This window comes from Phaeobacter sp. SYSU ZJ3003 (genome assembly GCF_041300735.1).
GTDB lineage: Bacteria > Pseudomonadota > Alphaproteobacteria > Rhodobacterales > Rhodobacteraceae > Phycobacter > Phycobacter gallaeciensis_A.
Genome location: NZ_PXNU01000001.1, coordinates 169,265 through 191,676, shown reverse-complemented (window position 1 = coordinate 191,676; position 22,412 = coordinate 169,265). Strand labels below are relative to the sequence as shown.

Genomic DNA, 22,412 nt, shown 5'->3' with positions numbered 1-22,412 from the left:
CGGGCCAGTAACGGCAGATGGTTGCGTCGTGGTGTCGGGCCGCCCCACGGGGGGTATCAGGGATCAGGAGTCATAGACGAGAGAGGGTAGGTCGTGGCCATAGGCGTAGAGTAGCTCCAACAGTTCTTCGAGCTGCACGCCAGTCTGCTGCAGCCGGGCCAGGGCGTTGTTGGACTCCGAGACTTGCAGTTCGGGGTATTCGCCCTCGGGGCGCATGTGCAGCATGCAGGCCACCGGGGCGCCGCTGTCAGGCGGAATGGCATTGGCAAGCCAGGCCGGGCGGCTGCCCATGCTTTCGGTTTCGCGCATGTCGAACAGGTCGAGATAGGCGTCAAAGTCATCCTCGTTGAGGCTGGCCCATGTGCCCAACAGGAATTCGGCGCCACGGCTATCGGCCAGCGGCAGGGCCAGAACGGCGCGCACAAAGCGTAGTTTGCCATAGCGGCAGAAATCCTCGGTCAGCACATCGCCGCGTTCTTCCAGCACCGCGGAGTTGTCCTGTACCACCAGATCATCGGGGCAGACGTCCGGCCGGTCGCAACTGAGGCTCAGCAATTGCGCAAAGGTGGCACCGCAACAACGGCACTGGCGCGCAGAGGTCAGCATTCGGGCAAGATGGGCGTCCAAGGAATGGCCTTTCGTGGTCTTCGGGTCGTGGTATTCGGCTTGTGCCGTCCGGACGGTTGTCCGGGACCATAGGAAAGGGCGCCGATCACACGGATCAGCGCCCTCCCTATATCTGTTCGCGGCTCTCTTACTCTGCTGCGGGCTTCATTTCAAACCCTCGGTCGATCATATCCGACGGGGTGACCGGGTATTCACCGGAGAAGCAAGCGTCGCAGTATTGCGGGCAGGCTTTGTCGCGGCCCTGGAACTGACCGACGGCGCGGTACAGACCATCCAGCGAAATGAACTTGAGACTGTCCACGGCCAGGTGTTCTGCCATCTGTTCCTCGCTCATCGAGGCAGCGAGCAGCTTGTCCCGGTCCGGGGTGTCGACACCGTAGAAACAGGGCCATGCAGTGGGCGGAGAGGCGATGCGGAAGTGCACCTCCTTGGCGCCGGCATCCAGGATCATCTCCTTGATCTTGCGGGATGTTGTGCCGCGCACCACGGAATCGTCCACCAGGATGACCCGCTTGCCTTCGATCAGGGCGCGGTTGACGTTCAGCTTCAGACGCACGCCCATATTGCGGATCTGTTCGGTCGGCTCAATGAAGGTCCGGCCCATGTATTGGTTGCGGATGATCCCCATCGCATAGGGGATCCCCGATTCCAGCGAATAGCCGATTGCCGCCGGTGTGCCGCTGTCAGGCACCGGGCAGACGAGGTCGGCGTCGACAGGGTTTTCCTTGGCAAGTTCCCGCCCAATCGCCTCGCGGGTTTCATAGACCGAGCGGCCACCGAGAATCGAATCGGGGCGCGAGAAGTAGACATGTTCGAAGATGCAGAACTTCGACGGCTGGGGGCGGAAGGGGAAGTGGCTTTGCACACCCTCGTCGTTGATCACCACCATCTCACCCGGCTTGATCTCGCGGATGAACTCGGCACCGATGATATCCAGCGCGCAGGTTTCCGAGCTGAGCGCGTAGCCATCACCAATCTTGCCGAGGACCAGCGGGCGCACGCCCAGCGGGTCGCGCACACCAATCAGCTTGGTGCGGGTCATGGCGACGACGGAAAAGGCGCCTTCGACCTTGCGCAGGGCTTCTTCCATGCGGTCGGGGATCGACCGCCCCATGGAGCGCGCCATCAGATGGATGATGCATTCGCTGTCCGAGGAACTTTGGAAGATCGAGCCACGCTCGATCAGCTCGCGGCGCAGGGCGTTGGCATTGGTGATATTGCCGTTGTGGGCAATGGCGGCGCCGCCCATGGCGAATTCGCCAAAGAAGGGCTGCACGTCGCGGATCGCGGTCTGGCCTTTGGAGCCGGCGGTGGAGTAGCGCACGTGGCCGATGGCCAGCGGGCCGGGTACCGTGGCCATCACATCCTGCGAGGTGAAGTTGTCGCGCACATAGCCAAAGCGGCGCACGCTGTTAAAGCCCTCGACAGGATCATGGGAGACGATCCCGCCTGCCTCCTGGCCGCGGTGCTGCAGGGCGTGCAGGCCGAGGGCGACAAAATTGGCGGCGTCCTGAACGCCTACGACGCCAAACACACCGCATTCTTCGCGGAGTTTGTCGTCATCAAAGGGGTGTGCGGGTGGCATCTGCGGCATCGGCAAGGCGTGTGGCTCCGAATCCGGGATTGAGTGATGGCCCTCACATAGTGCCTTAGGCAGCGGATGTCATCAAAGGATCACAATTGAATTCGGCAAAGCTTTATTTGTCGCGCCCGGTTACTGCCCGGATAAAAGGCGAAGTCTGGGGCGACATCCGTGGCAAACCGCAGCATCCTGTGGTCGAAAGCCGGGGTAACACTGGCGCTTTAGGCCGCCAGAGCTGGGGAAAAAATATCGTCGAAGGGGGCGGGAAAGCGTGCGTCTTCGCTGCCCATGCCGGTCAGGGCCAGGGCGCGGCCGTCTTCGCTGGCCAGAACCTGACGCACTTCGCTGAGCGACAGCTCGCAGAAGGCGCCGTCAAGGCCACCGTCACCAGCCAGAACCAGCATGCCGCTTTCGGCCCAGAGCAGTTCTTCTTCGTCGCAGGTGATGTGAATACGGCCGATGCTTTCCGGCGCTGCGGCCTTGATGCCCTTGTGACCCGACAGGGAGATCAGCTTGGCCGTGATGAGCGGCACACCGAACAGGCGCTCGGCAGCGTCCAGTTCCAGTGCAACGGTCAGATCGGCGGGCAGAAGAAGGTCGGTGTCATTGCCAAGGGCGCCAGCGGGCACATGCATCAGGGTGGTGAGGCGCGGCACCGCATGGCTCACGTCTTTCACTTCCTGCGCGCCGCCATCATAGGTGTAGATCATGTCGCCGGGCTTGACGTCGCGGGCCTGTACAAAGCCACGGTCGGTTTCAACCAGTGTCGAGGGCAGGAAACCGCCGCTGCGGCTCTGCGCCGGGGTGTCCTGCAGGGGCGCGCTCTGGAACATCGGAAAATCCAACAGCATGTCCACCGGCTGGTAGTCAGCGAAAGAGTTGAAATGATCCAGAAACATGTCGTGTCCCTTCTGAGTGATAGTGGCTTTCTGCCTGTCGTTGATCCTATGTGGCCCCCGAATTGGGCCGAAAATGGGGCAAGGGTGCGGCCAATTTAGAATTTGAACGATTTTCTGGGGACAAAACGGCGATTTTGGCTGGGATTGTTAACGATTTACCCGTGTAGAGACAGGTTTTGTTAACTTTTGGCCCTTGTCAGCGGGTGAAATTCAAAAACGTGACTGGGGCGTGATTCCGGGCGCCCTGTTCAGACGCGAATCGACGCGCAAACCGTGCAACGGCGCGGAGTGAGGGCAAAAATTGCGCGGGGTTGGGGGCTTATGATTTTGATATGAAAGCAAAAAGGACGCCCATAGGGCGCCCTTTCGAAACTGTTCACAGTGCTGCGATGGCCGCGTGTTAGCCTTCGCAAGCGCCGATCAGGGCCTCATACTGCTGAGTGACCCAGCCAAGCGCCTGCTCGGGATTGCGTGCTTCGATCTTTCCGATCATGCGTTCGAACACCACGGCAGAGCGGCTTTCGTCAACAATGGTAAAGCTTTGACCGGTCATCACCACATTGTAGAGGAAGAAGGCGATGGCCACCAAAAGGATGCCGCGCAGCACCCCAAAGAAGAAGCCAGCCCCCTGATCCAGCCCGCCAAGCGCCGAGCGTTGTACCAGCGAGGCAAAGAGCGGAGTAAAGAAGGCGGCGACAATCAGCGCCAGGGCAAAGACCGCGGCAAAGGCTGCGATGATCGAGAGTTCGCAACTGTCGGCGATGAATTCACCCAGCACCGGGATTTCCGCCATCAGGGGTTCGACCTGCGGCGCAAACATGAAGGCCAGCACGCCCGCGGCAACCCAGCCGGCGATTGCCATCGCTTCGCGTACCAAGCCGCGTGAGTAGGCAAGCAATGCCGATACAATGATGACCAGGGCCACGACCCCGTCGATAATGGTGAAACCTTCCATGTCCCTCGCCCGTTAGCCCGCAGTAAAATTCTTTCGGCGACTTTAGCCGGCCCCGAAGAATTCGCCAACAAAACCGGTTAGATCACTGACCTTGCGCTGGGAAAGGCCTTTCACGGATACGGATTTGCCGCCGCCGGGGGCAATGGCTGAGGTGAAACCAAGTTTTTGCGCCTCTTTCAACCGGTTTTCGGTCTGAGGCGCCGGTCTGAGCGCACCAGATAGTGAGATTTCTCCGAATATTGCGGTATCGGCGGGAAGTGGCGTGTCCTCACGGGCACTGAGCAGGGCCGCGGCCACCGCCAGATCGGCAGCGGGTTCCGAGATTTTCATACCGCCCGCGACGTTCAGATAGACGTCCAATCCGGCAAAGGGGATACCGCAGCGTGCCTCCAGCACGGCAAGGATCATCGCAAGGCGGGAGCTGTCCCAGCCGACCACGGCGCGGCGCGGCTGCGAATGTGGCGATGGGGCGACAAGCGCTTGAAGCTCTACCAGAACCGGCCTGGTGCCTTCGATACCTGCAAAGACCACCGATCCGGGTGAGGGTTGACCGCGTTCGGAGAGGAACAGGGCCGAGGGGTTGATCACCTCCGAAAGACCGGCACCGGTCATCTCAAAGACGCCGATCTCATCCGCGGGACCAAAGCGGTTCTTCACCGCGCGCAGGATGCGGAACTGGTGGCCGCGCTCACCTTCGAAATAGAGGACCGTGTCGACCATATGTTCGACGACGCGGGGACCGGCGATCTGGCCTTCCTTGGTGACATGGCCGACCATGATGATCGAGATGCCGTTGGATTTGGCAAAGGTGGTCAGCTCATGCGCGGCGGCGCGGACCTGGCTGACCGATCCCGGCGCGCTGTCCACGTGGTCGGCCCACATGGTCTGAATGGAATCGATGATGGCGAGCTGCGGACGTTCCGCCTCCAGCGTGGTCAGGATATCGCGCAGGTTGGTTTCGGCGGCGAGCTTTACCGGCGCTTGCGCCAAACCAAGGCGCTGCGCGCGCATGCGCACCTGGGCGCTGGCTTCCTCACCGCTGACATAGACGGTTTTGACGCCTGCCTCGGCAAAGCGCGCAGCGGCCTGAAGCAGCAGGGTCGACTTGCCGATGCCGGGATCGCCGCCGACCAGAATGGCCGAGGCTGCGACCAGCCCGCCGCCCAGCACCCGGTCGAGTTCGCCAACACCGGAATGGCTGCGCGGTGGCGGGGTTTCCTCGGTCGCGAGATCGGTGAGCGGGATGGTCCTGCCGCGGCGCATGCCGAGGGATTTCTTGGCCGGGCCGCCGGAGGAGAGGCCCTTGTCCTCGGTGATGGTGTTCCATTCGCCGCAGCCTTCGCAGCGGCCGGACCATTTGGAGAAGCTGGCGCCACAGGCCGAGCAGGAGAAGGAAGATGATTTTGCCATGCGGCTGTTCTGCCTCATGTTCAGGGTTTGTTCAAGCCTGGAAGGCGGTGCTCCCGCCCGTCGCGCGATCCCCTTTGGGGATCCGCTCCGGTTGGGCCGGGCACCGCGGCAGCGGTGCTGCTGGGAAAGGGGGCGCCGCTGTCGCGGCGCGGAAGATTTGCTGGGGAAGCGCTTCAGGGGCAGGTCTGCCCTGAAGGCGCGATTTCGAGTGTGTGAGTGATCAGATCCGCGTCAACGATCTGCGACCTTGCTGCGCAAGGCGGCGCGGTGCGCCGTCATTGACCCGGATCTGATCGGAGGTGGCGTTCGGTGAGGAGGCCGAGCGCGATGGAGGCGAGGATGCAGGCGGAAAACATGTAGAGGCCCCAGCCGGTCTCTATCGTGACATAACCGATGCCTTTGGCAATGGTGATGTAGAGCGCGATGAGGAAGATATCGGCCATCGCGAGCTTCCCCAAGATATGCAGCACCGGCTGGGCGCGGGGATCGAGCAGGTTCCATTGCACCAGCGCAAGGCCGATGGTCTTGAGGTAGGGGGCGAAGATCGCGAAGAAGGTGACCAGCAGCGCCAGCACCACGTCGCTGCCCCACAAGGATTGCAGGCCGGTGATGACGCTGATCTCGGAAAGGCCGAACAGGGGCAGTAGCCCCGCGCGCATCAGCGGCGCGAACCAGGCGATAGGGTAGAGGATCAAGAGCGAGAGAGTAATGAGGCGCAGGATCATGGCAGTCCAGTTTGGTGGCTTTGCCTAGATGTGTGCCCTTTGCCGCCGATTTGGAAGGGGAAAGGTGTTGAGCGTTCCCCGGTCGGGGCACCTGTGGCCCGGCCAGCGCCCGACCCACCCCACGGGAGGGCGCTTATTGCGCCCACCCAGGGCCAGGCGCCGACCTTGATTGGAGAGAATACCTTTCGGCGGGTGTTGTTTAGCGCACGGCCTCGATCGGACCCTCGGCGCGACCGTGGATGAACTGGTCGAGGTAGGGATCGCCGCTGTCATCCATCTGGCCAACGGGGCCGGTCCACTTGATCACCCCGTCATGCAGCATGGCAATATTGTCGGCGATTGCACGGACCGAGGTCATGTCGTGGGTGATGGTCATGGCGGTGGCGCCCATTTCGACCACGATTTCGCGGATCAGATCGTTGATAACGCCTGCCATGATCGGATCAAGGCCGGTGGTGGGCTCGTCAAAGAAGATGATTTCCGGCTCGGCGGCGATGGCGCGGGCGAGGCCGACGCGTTTTTGCATGCCGCCCGAGAGTTCGGCCGGCAGGCGGTCGGCGACATCGGGTTTGAGGCCGACGCGGCGCAGTTTCTCGACGGCGATCTCGCGGGCTTCCTCTGCGGGGCGTTTCAGCGCGCCGCGCATCAGGCGGAAGGCGACGTTCTGCCAGACGGGCAGGGAGTCAAACAGCGCACCACCCTGAAACAGCATGCCAAAGCGGGCGAGGAAGGCATCGCGGTCGCCTGCATCCGCCGGTTTGCCATCGACCAGGATGCTGCCGCTGTCGGGTTTGATAAGGCCGAGAACGCATTTCAGCGCCACCGATTTGCCGGTGCCGGAGCCGCCGATGATCACCATTGAGGTGCCTTTGGGAACCTCCAGCGTCATACCGCGCAGAACCTGGTTGGAGCCGAAGGCCTTGTGGACGTTGTCGAGCTTGATCATACCGAGAAGAAGACCCCCGTCAGCAGGAAGTTGGCGGCCAGGATCAGGATGGCAGCAGCCTCGACCGATCCTTTGGTGGCGCTGCCGACACCCTGGGCGCCGCGGCCCGATTGCATGCCGTAATAGCAGCCCATCAGCGCTGCGATGGTGCCGAAGGCCGCGCCTTTGACCAGCGAGGAGACGATGTCGAGCGTTTCAAGGAAATCCACGGTGTTCTTGAGGTAAGCCGCCGCGTTAAAATCGAGATTGTGTACCGCCACCGCGTAACCACCAGCGATACCGATGATGTCGCCGATACCCACGAGCAATGGCACGGTCAGGAAGGCCGCCAGCACGCGGGGGGCAACGAGGTATTGCATCGGATTGGTTGAGAGCGTCACCAGTGCGTCGATCTGCTCGGTCACCTTCATGGTGGCGATCTCCGCCGCGATGGAGGAGGTGACGCGGGCAGCGATCATCAGGCCGACCAACACCGGGCCAAGTTCGCGTACCATGCCGATGGCGACGATCTGGGGCACCACGGCCTCGGCATTGAAGCGCGCGCCACCTGCGTAGATCTGCAGCGCTAGCGCGCCGCCGGTAAAGATCGCGGTGAGCCCCACCACCGGCAGCGACAGCCAGCCGATGTGCAGAAGCGCCTGCAGCGTTTCCTTGCCGTAGAACGGCGGGCGGATCATGTGGCTGAGCGTCGAGAGCCCAAAAAGCGCGACCCGGCCGACAACTGCAAGCATGTGCAGAACCAGCCGACCGATACGGGCAAGAAGGGCGAGCGGGCTCATCCTTGGTAGGTCCGTGCGTAGCGCGCGCCAAGAGAGGTCAGGATCTCATACCCGATGGTACCGGCTGCATCGGCCAGCGTGTCGACGGTCTGCTGCTCGTTCAGAAGGGTCAGAACGGCGGGATCCTCGGACAGATCGGTGACGTCGATTGTGATCAGATCCATGGAAATGCGGCCCACAACGGGGCAGGGCGTGGCTCCGGCATAGGCCTTGATGTCGCCATCGGTCATCCGGCGCAGCAGTCCATCGGCATAGCCCGCCGCGACGGTTGCGATGCGGCATTGGCGCGGCGCGGTCCAGGTGTTGCCATAGCCGACGGTCTCACCGGGCATCAGGTCGCGGATCTGGATGACCGGCAGGTCCAGTTGTACCACGGGCAGGGCATCGCCAAATGGGCGACCGCCGTAAAGACCGATACCGGGGCGGCAGAGATCGAAATGGTAATCACGGCCCAGCAGCATGCCGCCGGTGGCCGAGAGGGACCGGGGCACTTCGATACCGTCGGTCATCTCCTGGAAGGCTTTCAATTGCTGCGGGTTCATTGGGTGGTCCGGCTCATCCGCGCAGGCAAGGTGCGACATCAGCAGCACCGGGTTCTGTCCCAGTGCGATATCGCGCACGGCGGCCCATTCGCCGGGCTCCATGCCCAGCCGGTTCATGCCGCTGTCCAGCTGCACACCAAAGGGGTGGCCGGGCAGCGCCTCGAAATGGCGCAGCATCTGATCGAGCGAATTCAGCATCGGCGTCAGTTGGAAGTCGCGCAGGAGTTTTGCATCGCCCTCCATATGACCGGAAAAGACCGAGATCCCCGGACCGGGGCCCAGGGCGCGGCGCAGGGCGACGCCTTCCTCGGCGATGGCCACAAAGAAATTGCGCGCTCCGGCCTTGGCCAGAGCGGTGGCGACGCGGCCTGAATCGAGGCCGTATCCATTTGCCTTGACCACTGCGGCGGTCTCGCAGTTGGTCTTGGTGTTCAGGTTCCGCCAGTTTGTCACCAGCGCATCCAGATTGATTGTCAGTCTTGCCGTGCTCATGCCCCGTTCATGACATGCGCGCCGCAGGGGTCAAGTGGAATTCGCCCTGCTTTGGCCTAGGCGCGGCCTCCTTGGCGTGCTCCCGCCTGTGGCAGGGCATTCAGGCGGTCAGTCGCGGTCTTTTGCCGCTGTCGGCATGGAGGCGTTGGAGTGCCAGAAAATCCGCACACAGGTGGCAAGCCCTTGCTCGTTCAAATCGGCAATCAGGGTGCCGTCCAGCTCCATCCGGGGCAGGGGATCGCCGGGCTGGCGGTCGGGCAGGCCGGTGCCAGTGGATTTTGCCCAGATCTGGAACAATTCCTCGCTGGCGACCTGATAGGTGACGTTCCAGTGGCCGATGCCCCCGGTGGGCGTTTCGGCCAGAACCGAGGGTGTCAGGCATATATCCTGTTGCAGCTTGATCCGATCCCAGTAACGGGCCAACTCGTTGGGGCCGGTCTGCACCTGAAAGGGCGTGTTCCAATATTGCCCGTCGGGGGTGAATAACGCTGCAAAGCCATCGGAATCCTGCGCCTCCCAGACCCGTTTGTAGGCCTGCATGAAATCATGGATGCGCATTGGATGTCCTCTGGCTGAGCTGTTTTGGGAAAGCCTGCTTTATTCGTAGCCGTCCGGCTGCTGCTGCCAGGATTTGGCGAGGTTGCCAAAGCGGGTGAACTGCGCCTCAAATGACAATTCGACCGTGCCGATGGGACCGTGACGCTGTTTGCCGACGATCACTTCGGCCTTGGCATGCAGGCGCTCCATCGCCTGTTTCCACTCTTCCATCTTGTCCAGCTCGTGATCGCCGGGTTTTTCGCGTTCCTTGTAGTATTCTTCGCGGAACACGAACATCACCACGTCGGCATCCTGTTCGATCGAGCCGGATTCCCGGAGGTCCGACAGTTGCGGGCGTTTATCGTCCCGGCTTTCGACCTGACGAGAGAGCTGCGACAGGGCCACCACCGGAATGTTCAGCTCTTTCGCGATGGCCTTCATCCCCATCGAGATTTCGGCGATTTCGTTCACCCGGTTGTCGGACATGCCGCGGCAAAGCTGCAGGTAGTCGATCACCAGAAGGTCCAGCCCGTGGGTCCGCTTCAGGCGGCGGGCGCGGGCGGCCAGCTGCGAAATCGGCAGGGCGGGGGTGTCGTCGATGAACAGTGGGCAGCTTTCCAGATCCTTGGCGGCCTGCACGAAGCGGCGGAATTCGCCTTCGGTCATGTCACCCTGACGGATCTTGTGGCTGGAAATCTCGGATGCTTCGGCGAGGATACGCCCCGCCAGCTGTTCGGCGCTCATCTCGAGTGAGAAGAAGCCGACCACGCCGCCATCCACGGCGCCTTCAGTGCCATCGGGTTTCACCCCGCGTTTATAGGCCTTGGCGACGTTGAAGGCGATGTTGGTCGCGAGCGAGGTTTTACCCATCGAGGGGCGGCCCGCAAGGATCAGAAGGTCTGACGGGTGCAACCCGCCCAGCTGTTTGTCGAGATCATCAAGGCCGGTGGAAATCCCGGCCATGCCGCCGCCACGCTGATAGGCCTCGTTGGTGACGTTGACCGCCTCGGTCACCGCTTTCAGGAAGGACTTGAAACCGCTTTCGGTCTGGCCCTGTTCGGCCAGCTGATAGAGCGATTGTTCCGCTTCGACGATCTGTTCTTTCGGCTCCGAGGACACATCCACCCGGCGCGCCTTGTCAGAGATCGACTGCCCCAGCGCGATCAGCTCGCGCCGGATTGCCAGATCATAGATCATCTGAGCATAGTCGCGCACAGCATAGGCCGAGATCGAGGCCCCGGCCAGTTTTGCCAGATAGGCCGGGCCGCCCAGCTCCTTCAGCCCTTCATCATCTTCCATGAAGGCCTTCAGCGTCACCGGAGAGGCCAGCGCGTTCTTGGAGATCCGCGCCGCGGCGATTTCATAGATGCGGGTGTGGACCGGGTCGTAGAAATGGGTGGAATTGATGATCGACGCCACGCGGTCATAGACGTCGTTGTTGGTCAGGATCGCCCCCAGAAGCTGCTGTTCGGCTTCGACCGAATGGGGCAGCTCGTTTGCCTCCATGCCGCTGGCCTGCTGCGGGGCATCAGGTTCGGGCATGGGCGCGGGGGGCTGGTCGCCATCAAATGGGGTCAATTCGTTCATCACGGCTCTCTTCATTCGGTCCGGATAGATAGGTCAATTCGCTGGCTCAAAGCCATCTGGAAATCCCTGTGGGCAACCTGTGGATAGCTGCCCGGTGTCTGGGGATCTTTGCGGCCCCCGCAGGGCGGGACGCTATATCGGGTAGCATGGCACGGATGTACGCCCAAATAAAGTATCCAGCACACTGGGGCTGCTCTGCCGAACTGGCGTGCTGGATCAGGGCTTAAACGGCAGGCCGGGCCTGCCTGTGCGTTTTAGGCGGATTTATGCGCATCCTGCCAGGCACGCGGGTCCTTGAGGAACTTTTCCACCTCATCCAGCGTTTCGGTGCTGAAGGCTTCTTGCGCGCGGGCCTCGGCCAGAACGTCCCACCAGGTGCAGAGGTAATGCAGCTCGACCCCGTGATCGCCCAGCGTCTTGGTCGTTTCAGGAAAGATGTCGTAGTAGAAGATCACCGCCGTGTGGCCGCATGTGGCGCCGGTTTCGCGGATTGCATCGACAAAGGACAGTTTCGAGCCGCCATCGGTGGTCAGATCCTCGACCAGCAGCACCCGCTCGCCTTCGCTCATCGCGCCTTCGATGCGGGCGTTGCGGCCATAACCTTTGGGCTTTTTGCGCACATAGGTCATCGGCAGCGCCATGCGCTCGGCCACCAGCGCAGCAAAGGGAATGCCGGCCGTCTCACCACCCGCAATATTGTCGAAGGCTTCAAAGCCTGCGTTACGCATCACGGTGACGGTCATGAAATCCATCAGCGTGGAGCGGATGCGCGGGAAGGAGATCAGCTTGCGGCAGTCAATATAGCTGGGCGAGGGCAGGCCGGAGGCCAGCGTATAGGGCGTGTCGGTGTTGAAATTCACCGCGCCGATTTCCAGCAGCATCCGGGCAGAGAGGCGGGCGATTTCTTCGGCAGAGGGGTAGGAGGAGGGGATCATGGGCGGGCACCTTGTTTGAGCAGACGAGGGTTCGCGCGCTGATACCTGAGTTGAGGGTCGACTGTCGAGGGGACTTGTGGTCCCGGGGCCACGAGCTAAGCTGCGGGTTGTTTGAACGGAGAAGTTATTGATGCAGGAAGATTCCGCCACCTCGGTCGGTTGGGGAACCGGCTTGGCTTTTGCCGCTGTTATTGGCGGCTGGTTTATCAGCCCCAATCTGTTGCGATGGTGGCACGGAGATTTTCAGAGCGCGGGTCCTTTTGGGGATTCATACGGCGCACTGACGTCGCTCTTTACCGGGCTGGCTTTTGTGGGGCTGATCGTGACCCTGCGCCAGCAAAAGCGCCAGATCGAAATGCAGCGCGAGGATCTGAAGCTGCAACGGCAGGAGATGCAAGCGTCGCGCGAGGAGCTGGCCGGACAGAAGGCGCAGATGGAGCTGCAGAACCAGAGCCTGCGGCAGCAGATGTTTGAACAGACGTTTTTCAATCTGCTCAGTGTTTTTAATCAATATATCAATGATATAGTGGGGCCTTCGAGAGACGGAAAAACTCCTAGGTCCGGCCGTGATCAGCTAGCGGATATTCTATATTTATTGGCTGCGACACATGGTTGGGTCATGGTTATGGGAGGGCCAGAACCAACTGATGAGGAAAAAGCAAGCTCTTCCGCTCGTCAATTTCTGGAAGGTTACGGGGAGCATGCCGACGATCTGAACAGCTACTTTCGGCTACTTTACAACGTGCTGAAACTTGTTGATCAATCAGCTGCGACGGAAAAGAAAGTGTACACCAACATCCTGAGAGCACAGCTATCGGATAGTGAGTTGCAGCTTATCGCGCTAAACTGCGCGCGCTCCCAGGGCAAAAAATTGAAAGCGCTGGTGGATGAGTACCAGATCCTGAAACACCTACCGGAACACCTAAACGGTGTGAGTACAGAGGTTGTTTGTGAGGAGATCGCGAAGTTGGAGACAGGAGCGTAGGCAATACCCAAGTTTCCGCCGGTGGTTCAATTGGGAACCTCCGGCGAAGATGTCAAATTGGTTGGGTTCAGGCGACGGTCCAATGCACCGGGAAGCCGGGATCGAACACGGTCACCGGGCCTTCGCCGCTTTCGATCTTTTCCGGGAAGGCGGTGGGGGCGTCCTGTTTGACCAGGGTGATGGTGCTGTCGTTTTCCGGCAGGCGATAAAAGGCCGGGCCGTTTTTCGAGGCAAAGCCTTCCAGCTTGTCCAGCGCGCCATCCTCTTCGAACACATGGGCGAGCAGCGCCATGGTGTTGGTGGCGGTGAAACAGCCTGCGCAGCCGCAGGCGCTTTCCTTGTTGGGGTCGGTATGGGGTGCCGAATCCGTGCCGAGGAAAAACCGCGCATCGCCCGAGGTGGCGGCCTCGCGAAGGGCCAGGCGATGTTCTTCGCGCTTGGCCACCGGCAGGCAATAATAATGCGGTTTGATGCCGCCAACCAGGATGTGGTTGCGGTTGATGATCAGGTGATGGGTGGTGATGGTCGCGCCAAGGTCCGCCGCGTTGGCCTTCACATAGTCCACACCGTTGGCGGTGGTGATATGCTCCATCACGACGCGCAGGCCCGGTGTGGCGCGGCGCACCGGGTCCAGCACCCGGTCGATGAACACGGCTTCGCGGTCGAAGATGTCGATGTCGCTGTCGGTCACCTCGCCATGCACACAAAGCGGCAAGCCGATTTCGGCCATTTTCTCCAGCACCGGACGCACCTTGTCGAAATCACGCACGCCCGAAGCCGAATTGGTGGTGGCCCCAGCGGGGTAGAGTTTCACCGCCTTGATCAACCCGCTGGCATGGGCTGCGGCCATATCGCCGGGATCTGTGTCCTCGGTCAGATACAGCGTCATCAGCGGCTCAAAGGACATGTCGCCCGGCAGCGCGGCCAGGATGCGATCGCGATAAGCGGCGGCCTGCGCCCCGGTTACCACCGGCGGCACCAGATTGGGCATGATGATGGCGCGGCCGAAATGGCGCGCGGTTTCCGGCAGCACGGCCTGCAGCATGGCGCCATCGCGCAGGTGCAGATGCCAGTCATCGGGGCGGGTGAGGGTCAGCGTCTGGGGCGTGGTCTGTGTCATGGCGCCGCGTTAGCACAGGCACGCAGAAAGGGGAAGAAAGAAGCCCGCCACAGGACGATCTGTCACCGGTGCCCGGTGCTGGGCATAACTATTCTATCAGACGGCGAGGGGCGCGTTGGGATCAGCGTTCCGGCGGCAGGGTGAAATCACCCTCGGCGGCGCGTTTGCGCAGGTTCTGCAAGCGTTGCCGGAACCGCGGCGCGCGCAGGCGCGCAGTCACGTTACGGCACAGCAGGGTCATCAAATACGGCCGGTCGCGTTTGTCGAGGTGTCCCATGACGTTGCGCAGATAGGCGGTATTGTTGCGCCGGGCGCGCAGAACGCGTGACAAAGCCAGATCTGTCAGCTTGCCCGAACCAGCCATCGACAGGATCTGATAGAGCACATCCATCTCGATCAGCCGTGTCTGCACCGCCTCGCCAAAGTCCGGCAGACGGCGGCGGGTGACATTGCTGCGGGCAAACAGGGCGGCGTGCATGGCATCCAGATGTTCGCGCGGATCATACAGGACAAAGGCATGATCGGCGGCGTCCAGCATATCGGGCGCATAGCCATAGCGGTCGGTGAAAGAGGTGCGGCGCATCTCGATGAAGCGTTCATCCCATTCGGTCATGCGCGGATCCAGCGTCGCCTGCGGTTGGATGGCCACCACGGTTGCGCCGGGGGCCGCCACCGAAAAGGCGCTGGCCGCATAGCCGCAGGGGCCGGCGCCATAGAAGACGACATTGTCGAATTCCTCGAAGAACCCGTCGTCGATCAGCTGGTCGATGAAGCCAAAGACCTGTTCGTCGCGGAACCAGGTGTCGCCATCCGAAATCATGCACAGATGCGACCAGCCAAGGTTGCGGACCAGATCAAAGCCCAGGGGTTGCGCCAGTTCGGACAGACTCTGGATGCCTTGGATGGTTTCAAAGCTCACAAGAAGCGTGTTGCCCTGATCGATGAAGGCGGCGCAGTGGCGCGCGCCCAGAGGCTGGAACATACCCAGCTCCTCGCTGAGCACGGCAAGCCGCTCTTTCCACTGGGCTGGTTTCAGCCCGGAAAGATCTGTCTCAAGCGCGTCTGAACCGTCCTGCATGCCCATGATCCTCTGCCTCCGGGCCTTTGACGGACCGATAGTTGGGTCTGAAGCTAGGGGCGGAATGCGGCAAAATTGAGAAAAACTCATGCCAGTTTTCCGGCTCTGCGCGGTTCAGTCCGTGCCGCTCTCTTTGGGCGGCTCGGCCTCTCCGTTGGCCCGGTCTGCCGACTGCTCCGTGGTGGCTTGCGGCGCGCTGTCGCCCCGGGCCTGCTCGACCCGGCGTCCCAATGTTGCGAACCCGGCCAGGGTGCGCGCCGTGACCGCGTTGATCGGGCGCGAGGGCGGGGTCATCAATAGCCGGGCAAAGAGGGCGCGAAACGGTTCCTGCAACATCAGCTCGCGGAACCGGGCGTGACGCCAGGCCACGGCTTTTTCGTGCAGGCGGGCGAGTTTGCCATCTTCCAGCAGCAGCGCCTGAATGGCAGCGCGCGCCTCGCTGTAGCGGGCAATGGAGGTATCTTCATCAGTGTTGAAGTTGCGTTCGACCCAGTAATCCACATCGAGCATATGGTCGGAGTGCACCGCGCGGCCTCGGTCTGCCTTCAGGACAAAGCTTTCCATCGCGCCAAGCGCATAGTGGTTCAGCTGCGCCAGCCGGTGGTTGGGCTGGCCGTAGTCGGAAAACAGGCGGCGGGTCTTGAACTGCGGCCCCAGTTCTCGCCCTTCGCAATCGAACCAGCGGAACTGCTCAAGCGCGCTGTCGTCCTCTACCCCGCGCGGGCGGTGCACCCCGGTTTTGCGATAGGTGCCGTCGTTGCGATAAAGCGTCTTGAACATCGCCGCGCGCCACGGCCAGTGGATCACCTCGGGGGCGCAGCGGGTGAACTGCTCCGTCACCGGCGTGTCCTCATAGCGCAGGGTGTCGCCATTACCGAACAGCCGCCATGTCAGGGTGATGGCGTCGGCCGCGGGCAGCGCTTCCAAGAGGTCGCCCAACTGACCACGGCCCGCGTGGATATTGACGAATTCATCGATATCCAGCGCCATGATCCAGTCGGCCTTTTTCACCAGCCGGTGCCGGTCCGCCAGCTTCAGGGCGCTGAACTGGATGCCACCCTTGCCATAGGGGCCGTCGTTTCGCACATGGGTCAGGTGGCCAAGGTCATCGAGCCGGTCCAGCATCCTGTCGGTGCCGTCTTGGCAGTCGTTTGAAAAGACAAGGAAATCGGTAAACCCCACGGCGAGGTGATGGGCCAGCCATTCGAGCAGAAAGGCACCTTCGTTGCGCAGGGTAAGGATGGCCAGATACCGCATGGGCTTACCAGTCGGACCGGAACACGGCGACCTTGCCATGCGACCAGCGCGGGAAAAACACCAGACCGGCGGCATCAAGGCATTGAAAGACCTTGCGGATGCCTGCCTTGCCGATCCATTGCGGATGGGTCTCGATCAGCACCGCCCGCAGCGAGGACAGGTCCATCTTTGGCAGCAGCTCTGCCTCGGCGCCCTCGATATCGCAGATCAGCACGCTGGGTTTCAGCTCTGCCATCACCCGGTTCATATCGCGCATCGGCACCTCGACCTGTTGAACGTCAGGGCCATCCTCGGCCATTGGTGTCAGGGAAGAGGCAAGGAAATTGGGCCGCACGTAAAAGGGTGCGGTTCCGTCGCTGTCGCTGAGCACTGCATGGGTTACTTTTGCTTTGGTGACGTCGTTGAGCGCATGCACCCGGTGGATATAGGGCAAGAGCTGCGGGTTTGCCTCGAACGAATGCACGGATTGCGCCGGGGTCTGGGTGGCGACCAGCGTCGACATGAAACCGATACCGCCGCCCAGTTCCATCACCACATCCCCGGTGCAGATCAGCTTCTTCGCGGCCACGGCCTCCTTGGCCTCATAGGCGCCGGTGCGCAGCAGTTTACGCACACGCGGCGGCAGCACCGCCTTGTCCAGCGGGAACTTCATATCCAGACAGGTCAGAACCGGGTCGGTGGCTGCGGCGGTCATGTCTTCAGCTCTCCATATCCAGCGCAAGCGCATATGCAACGCGTTCGGTTGCGGTCAGTTTTACGTCCAGAGCCTGCCGGTAAAGGGTTTCGAATTCCTCCATCCCATGCAGTTCCTCGGCCTTGGCCCGATGCCAGTCGAGGCCTTTCTCATGCCACTGGCGCAGGGTCGCATCCTCCATCAGCCGGTCATATTCGGCGCGCAGGCGCGGAAGGTTCCGTTGGATGGTGACGTCCTTGTGGTCGTTCCAGTCCATGCGGATCCAGTAGTTGAGGCCGATGGAGCGATCCACATGCAGGGCACGTCCGCGCTGACGTTTGACCAGAAAACTTTCGGCCGAGCGCAGCGCGTAGTGGTTGAGCTGCAGCAGATCGTAACCAATGGAGCGGCGCGAGTTGCGCCAGCCGTTGTCGAGCACATCCTGCGTCATGTCGCGGCCCGATCCGTTGACCCAGCGGACCTGATCGCGGAACCCGTCCTGCAGCTTGTTGGGGCGGTGGCAGCTGATCTTCTGATAGGCGCCGGTGTTCTTGAACATCGTCTTGAACCCCCAAACCGTGTGCGGCTTGGGGCAGTATTTCGGCGCGCAGGCATCAAACTGGCCGATGACGAAATCATCCGACAGCCGGGTCACATCGTTATGGCCGAACAGGCGCCAGGTCATCGCCACATTGGTGGCATCCGGCACCCGGTCAAAGAAATCCTGCAGAGTGCCGTTGCCACAGCGCACGTTGATGAATTCGTCGACGTCGATATGGACGACCCAATCGGCCTGGGTGATCACCGGTTCCTTCAGCGATTGGTTCAGCGCGTGCTGCTGCGGAGACTTGCCGCGCCAGTCGTCGTTGTTGCGGTGCTGCAGGATGCCCTTCTCCTGCAACCGGTCGAGGATCTCGGTGGTGCCGTCTTCGCAGCCATTGGTGTAGATCAGGAAGTTGTCCACACCGATGGCGCGATGATAGGCCACCCATTCCAGGATATACGGCGCCTCGTTCTTCATGCAGCCGACGATCACATTGCCGCTGCTGCCTTGAGGCAGGGCACGGCGTGGCACCTCCGCATAGGGGGCGGCACGCGCGGTTTCATCCAGCGCGCCGATATTGTCATGCGGCCGGAAGGGCGATGTTTGCAGCATTTCGAAGTTTTTTAACGCCAGCGGGGTCATCACTTTGCGGGCCTGCGCGGTGGGTTCCGCGGCGGCTGGGTCCTGCTTGGCCTCGTCCGCTGGTCGGGAGGCGCGGGTTGCGGCCTCAATCTGCGGCATGAAGCGCAGCAGGTACTGCGAGGCGCGAAAGCCCATTTCCGGGTCCGCCTCCTGCCACTCCGCGTCGGAATGGTCTTGGACACCGGGCTGGATGGCTAAGCTGGCTGCAGACAATCCGGGGTGCTGCTCGGCAAGGGCCTGATTTGCGGCGGCAAACCGGTTTGAGATACAGGCCAGCTGCGCCGGGTCCATCGGCGCGCCGTCGATCTGCAGCTCATTCAGGAAACCGCGCCACATTTTCGGCGGTACGATCCTGCCCTGATGCAGGGTGATATGTTGCAGCAGCGTATTGAGCTGCCGCGCCCGCGTCAGCCAGGGCGCGGCAGGCATCGCGGTCGGTGTCGCATCGCCGCAGCGTCCGATCTGCTGCGCAATGCCAAATGCGGCGCGGATCTCTTTGGTGGCCTCCGGCCCGTAGAACAGGGCCTCGTCGTAAGAGCGGAAGCTCATGGACCCGGCGCCGAAAACATTCTCCCAATGCTGATGCAGGGCCTTATAATCGAGCCAGAAGGGCGCGCCTTCGGTTTCTTCGAACTGGTTTTCCTGCGGTCTGATCTGCGGCTGATGCGCGAGGCAGGCTTGCCACCAGTCCGGTTGATCGGCCAGCGCCAGTTCGCGTTCCAGCGGGGTAGCGCGCCCGTTCAGCACCTGCGCGCCATAGCTGCGCGCCAGCAGGCGGGCGGGATCGTCCAGATGCGCCACGATGCTGATGTCGCCGGATAGCGGGGTCAGCATATCCTTCAGCCGCATCAGCTCGCTGCGCCGGTGCAGCCTGCTGCCCAGTTGCGAGGCCGAGAGGATCAGAATGTCCGGCTGCGCCTCATTGACCTCACGGGCCAGATCGGCGCTCAGCTTTTCGCGCAACAGCGCTTGCCGCGCGTGATCGGCAAGGCCGCGGGCATGGCGCAGCGGGTCCACGTGTTCCGGATCGGTCACTGCCATGAACAGGCGTGTGTGATTGCTGCCGCCGGGAGAGGTGGGAAACAACACGCCCTTGCCGCGCAGCTGGTCCCGCTTGTGGGCCAGAACCTTTTGCAGCCGCTCGGCGCCTGTATGCTCGAGCCCGATATGAAGAACGATGCGCATGGTCAGGAACGTGCCTTCCGGTTGACGTTGGCCTGGCCCCACCAGGGTAGATCGCGTCCAAGGAACGCGCCCACCCGCGCTTGCGCACCGGCATCGGCGACGTTGATCTCAAGGTAATCGGGGTCCTCGCGGAACCAGTGTTTCAGCGCCTCGTAATGACCGTCGATCCAGATCATCTGCTGTTCCGGCGTCTTGCCGTATCCGATCGGCAGGCCAGGCACCGTGCTGGCGGGCAGCCGAGCGGTGCCAAGGTTGTTCCAGGCCATGATCGATTTCGAATGACTGGCCGCATCGCGCCGGGTGGCGATGAATTTGAGCCCCGGGTTGAGATCCTTCAGCACCTGCAGCAGGGCAAAATCGAATTGCGGCCAGACCGAGAATTTGCCGTGGATAAAGCTCACCTCTGACAGCGCATCAAAACCATCCAGATAGGCCATGGGATCGCCGCGCTCATATAGTCCTTTGTAAAGGAGGCTGCCGACGAAAATCCGCCGCTTGCCGGGTTTGTCTTCCTCGCGGTCGCGCAGGCGGTGATCGGCCACGGAATAACCCGCCTGCGACAGCGCCTTGCCCAGCGTGGTGGTGCCCGACTTCGGCAGGCCGAGGTTGATGACCTTGAGGCTCATTGCGCCGCCTCTTTGGTCCAGAGGTCAAGATCGCGCAGCAGCGCCTCTTCCTGTGGGGGCAGGGTTGGGGCGGCGCGCAGCTGATCGCGCATCGCCTGATAGTTGGGCTGGGCCAGTAGCTCATCGCGTCTGTGACGATGCAGGCGCACTGCCGCCTCGTGCAGGGCGGCGATCTCGGGGTCGGATTTCAGATCGGCAAGCGCCGCCTCCATCGCCGGGAGATGGCGTTGGATCGACAGGTCCTCATAGGCGGGGTCATTGCGTTCGCGCCAATAGGTATCGTCAAAGGCGCGATTTTCCCGGTTCACATCGCCGCGGTCATTCTTCACCAGATAGCTGTCGAGCGAACGCAGCGCGTAGTGGTTCAGCGTCGCAAGGCTGCGGGCGCCTTTGGCCGGGAGTTTGCGGATATGATCGCGGTTTGCAGCCATCAGGAACCGGAAGGGCACCCGGCGGCCGCCACCATCGGTCCAGACGGGGCGCTTGTCCTTGGCCAAAGCCTTGCGGAAGAACGGGCGATGCGCGCCATAGTATTGCAGCGGAAAATCGCGGCGTACCAGCGTCTTGACCTCGATTGAACCATCGGCGCAGTAGATATCCGGGTTATGCGAACGGGTGAACTGGGCGATCACCGGCACGTCTTCGAAGGCCTCGACCCCGTCATTGGCAAAGAATTGGAAGCTGAGCGAAATCGCCTGGGGATTGCCGCAGGCCGTGATCAGATCGGGGATTGTGTGACCGCCCGTGTGGATGTTGAGGAATTCATCCACATCGGCCACCCAGACCCAGTCCGCATCTGCCACGATAGGCTGCTGGCGCGCGTGTTTCAGCGCCTCCATCTGGTAATTGCGCCCCTCGGCCGGGTTGGGCAGATGCTGCACCAGCCCCCGCGCCGCCAATGCATCTAGCAGGTCATCAGTGCCATCGCTGCAATCGTTGGAATAGAACAGGAAATCCGTGACCCCGATCAGCCGGTTATAGGCGATCCATTCGAGCAGGAAGGGGCCTTCGTTCTTGACGCAGGTGACGGCGGTGATGCGCATCATGCATCCCCTTTGGCGTCCCGGCGCGAAGTGCCGGGCTGTGTTGATCCGTGGCGCATCATTCGATCTGTTGCCTTGCCGCCTGCATCTTGCCTCTCGTTACCGCACGTCGTCGTCACACATGGATCGGGTACAGCCGGGGCTATCGTCATTGCCAAAATCCATGGCAGGGCGGGCGCCCTGCGTCAATCATTGCAGGGTGTATAGCCGTTAACCCTTGTCGAAGTGTTGCCCAACAAACGAAATCAACAATCCGAAAACGGGGGCAGACCAGCCTTGACCGCGCGTTGGGCGCATGGCCTCTTGGTGCGACCAAGCGGGGAGGCAAGGCATGACAGAGGCGCAATCCATCGATCAGGTGCAACAGATGCTGGGGGAGCAGGGTTATGTCTGCGGCCGGGCGCTTGCTACCGTGGTTTTCCTGTCGCTGCGTCTGGGCCGCCCCTTGTTCCTGGAAGGCGAGGCCGGCGTCGGCAAGACCGAGATCGCCAAGGCCCTGTCGGCGGCGCTGGGTCGGCGCCTGATCCGGCTGCAATGCTACGAGGGGCTTGATGCCTCCAGCGCGGTTTATGAATGGAATTTTGCCGCGCAGATGGTGGCGATCCGCACCGCTGAGGCTGCAGGCGGCGCCGACCGCGCGGCGCTGCAAATGGAGCTGTTCTCTGACGAGTTTCTGATCGAACGGCCACTCTTGGAGGCGATGCGCCCCGATGAGAATGGCGCGCCCGTTCTGCTGATCGACGAACTGGACCGCACCGATGAGCCCTTCGAGGCGTTCCTTCTGGAGGCGCTCAGCGATTTTCAGGTGACCATTCCGGAACTTGGCACCATCAAGGCGCCCGAGCCGCCCATCGTGATCCTGACCTCCAACCGCACGCGTGAGGTGCATGACGCGCTAAAACGGCGCTGCCTGTATCACTGGGTCGATTATCCCGATTTCACCCGCGAGGTCGAAATCCTGCGGGCCCGTGCGCCCGAAGCCTCCGAAAAACTCAGCCGCGAAGTGGTCGCCTTTGTGCAGGCGTTGCGGACTGAGGATCTGTTCAAGAAACCCGGCGTGGCCGAAACCATCGACTGGGCCAATTGCCTGCTTGCGCTCGACGTGATCGACCTCAGCCCCGAGGTGATCGCCGACACACTGGGCGCGATCCTGAAATACCAGGACGATATCGCACAATTGCAGGGCTCCGAGGCGAAACGCATCCTCGACAAGGCCAAGCAGACATTGGAGGAGACGCCGTGA

General features: G+C 61.9%; 21 protein-coding genes. 2 read left to right on the top strand and 19 right to left on the bottom strand.

Translation table 11 applies throughout. The features are described 5' to 3' along the window. Positions 1-63: 63 nt before the first annotated feature. The 12 genes from C6W91_RS00895 to C6W91_RS00840 all read right to left on the bottom strand — a co-directional run bounded on the left by C6W91_RS00895 (position 64) and on the right by C6W91_RS00840 (position 12,016). On the bottom strand, positions 64-606 hold the full coding sequence (locus C6W91_RS00895) for a DUF2199 domain-containing protein (protein ID WP_274836754.1): 543 nt from the start codon (positions 604-606) through the stop codon (positions 64-66). Positions 607-754: 148 nt separating this feature from the next. After that, complete coding sequence (gene purF / locus C6W91_RS00890) at positions 755-2,212, bottom strand: amidophosphoribosyltransferase (RefSeq protein ID WP_370570395.1); 1,458 nt, start codon at positions 2,210-2,212, stop codon at positions 755-757. Between the two features lie 218 nt (positions 2,213-2,430). Beyond that, on the bottom strand, positions 2,431-3,108 hold the full coding sequence (locus C6W91_RS00885) for a Hint domain-containing protein (RefSeq protein WP_274831862.1): 678 nt from the start codon (positions 3,106-3,108) through the stop codon (positions 2,431-2,433). 400 nt (positions 3,109-3,508) lie between these two features. Further along, positions 3,509-4,063, bottom strand: coding sequence for a CvpA family protein (locus tag C6W91_RS00880; protein WP_065273168.1), 555 nt, complete (start codon positions 4,061-4,063; stop codon positions 3,509-3,511). A 42-nt stretch (positions 4,064-4,105) separates the two neighbouring features. After that, a complete protein-coding gene (radA, locus tag C6W91_RS00875; protein ID WP_065273169.1) occupies positions 4,106-5,473 on the bottom strand; it encodes a DNA repair protein RadA in 1,368 nt (455 codons plus the stop codon). A 275-nt stretch (positions 5,474-5,748) separates the two neighbouring features. Beyond that, positions 5,749-6,198, bottom strand: a complete 450-nt coding sequence (locus C6W91_RS00870) for a paraquat-inducible protein A (protein WP_274868039.1) — start codon at positions 6,196-6,198, stop codon at positions 5,749-5,751. 199 nt (positions 6,199-6,397) lie between these two features. Further along, positions 6,398-7,144: an ABC transporter ATP-binding protein gene (locus C6W91_RS00865; RefSeq protein WP_065273171.1), complete on the bottom strand. Its 747-nt coding sequence runs from the start codon at positions 7,142-7,144 to the stop codon at positions 6,398-6,400. Then, a complete protein-coding gene (locus C6W91_RS00860; protein WP_065273172.1) occupies positions 7,141-7,923 on the bottom strand; it encodes an ABC transporter permease in 783 nt (260 codons plus the stop codon). Before C6W91_RS00860 ends, C6W91_RS00865 begins: the two co-directional genes overlap by 4 nt. Then, entirely contained in the window at positions 7,920-8,957 is a 1,038-nt protein-coding gene (alr, locus tag C6W91_RS00855; RefSeq protein WP_065273173.1) for an alanine racemase, read from the bottom strand. The genes C6W91_RS00860 and alr overlap by 4 nt, the downstream gene beginning before the upstream one ends. Positions 8,958-9,065: 108 nt before the next feature. Further along, complete coding sequence (locus C6W91_RS00850; protein WP_274868037.1) at positions 9,066-9,515, bottom strand: nuclear transport factor 2 family protein; 450 nt, start codon at positions 9,513-9,515, stop codon at positions 9,066-9,068. 39 nt (positions 9,516-9,554) lie between these two features. After that, complete coding sequence (locus C6W91_RS00845; RefSeq protein ID WP_065273175.1) at positions 9,555-11,081, bottom strand: replicative DNA helicase; 1,527 nt, start codon at positions 11,079-11,081, stop codon at positions 9,555-9,557. Between the two features lie 254 nt (positions 11,082-11,335). Continuing rightward, positions 11,336-12,016: an orotate phosphoribosyltransferase gene (locus C6W91_RS00840; RefSeq protein WP_274828734.1), complete on the bottom strand. Its 681-nt coding sequence runs from the start codon at positions 12,014-12,016 to the stop codon at positions 11,336-11,338. Positions 12,017-12,146: 130 nt separating this feature from the next. Here C6W91_RS00840 and C6W91_RS00835 point away from each other — a divergent pair, with 130 nt between their 5' ends. Beyond that, positions 12,147-13,001 (top strand): putative phage abortive infection protein, encoded by an 855-nt coding sequence (locus C6W91_RS00835; RefSeq protein WP_370570394.1) that lies wholly within the window; start codon positions 12,147-12,149, stop codon positions 12,999-13,001. 67 nt (positions 13,002-13,068) lie between these two features. Here the strand turns inward: C6W91_RS00835 and pyrC are convergent, their stop codons facing one another. From pyrC to C6W91_RS00800, 7 genes are all read right to left on the bottom strand, one after another. Beyond that, positions 13,069-14,121, bottom strand: a complete 1,053-nt coding sequence (pyrC, locus tag C6W91_RS00830; protein ID WP_274868035.1) for a dihydroorotase — start codon at positions 14,119-14,121, stop codon at positions 13,069-13,071. Positions 14,122-14,242: 121 nt separating this feature from the next. Continuing rightward, positions 14,243-15,199, bottom strand: coding sequence for a phosphoadenosine phosphosulfate reductase (locus tag C6W91_RS00825; RefSeq protein ID WP_274831868.1), 957 nt, complete (start codon positions 15,197-15,199; stop codon positions 14,243-14,245). A gap of 114 nt (positions 15,200-15,313) precedes the next feature. Then, positions 15,314-16,456, bottom strand: coding sequence for a glycosyltransferase family 2 protein (locus C6W91_RS00820; protein WP_274868034.1), 1,143 nt, complete (start codon positions 16,454-16,456; stop codon positions 15,314-15,316). A 4-nt stretch (positions 16,457-16,460) separates the two neighbouring features. Continuing rightward, positions 16,461-17,150 carry an FkbM family methyltransferase gene (locus C6W91_RS00815; RefSeq protein WP_274868033.1) on the bottom strand — a complete coding sequence of 230 codons (690 nt, stop codon included), beginning with the start codon at positions 17,148-17,150 and terminating at the stop codon, positions 16,461-16,463. 4 nt (positions 17,151-17,154) lie between these two features. Beyond that, positions 17,155-19,500, bottom strand: a complete 2,346-nt coding sequence (locus C6W91_RS00810; protein ID WP_370570393.1) for a glycosyltransferase family 2 protein — start codon at positions 19,498-19,500, stop codon at positions 17,155-17,157. A 2-nt stretch (positions 19,501-19,502) separates the two neighbouring features. Beyond that, the gene (locus C6W91_RS00805) at positions 19,503-20,126 is read right to left on the bottom strand and encodes a sulfotransferase (RefSeq protein WP_274868030.1); all 624 of its coding nucleotides are present in this window, start codon (positions 20,124-20,126) and stop codon (positions 19,503-19,505) included. After that, a complete protein-coding gene (locus C6W91_RS00800) occupies positions 20,123-21,169 on the bottom strand; it encodes a glycosyltransferase family 2 protein (RefSeq protein WP_274868028.1) in 1,047 nt (348 codons plus the stop codon). The genes C6W91_RS00805 and C6W91_RS00800 overlap by 4 nt, the downstream gene beginning before the upstream one ends. A 331-nt stretch (positions 21,170-21,500) precedes the next feature. Between C6W91_RS00800 and C6W91_RS00795 the strand changes: the two genes are divergently transcribed. Beyond that, positions 21,501-22,412: a MoxR family ATPase gene (locus tag C6W91_RS00795; protein WP_274839323.1), complete on the top strand. Its 912-nt coding sequence runs from the start codon at positions 21,501-21,503 to the stop codon at positions 22,410-22,412.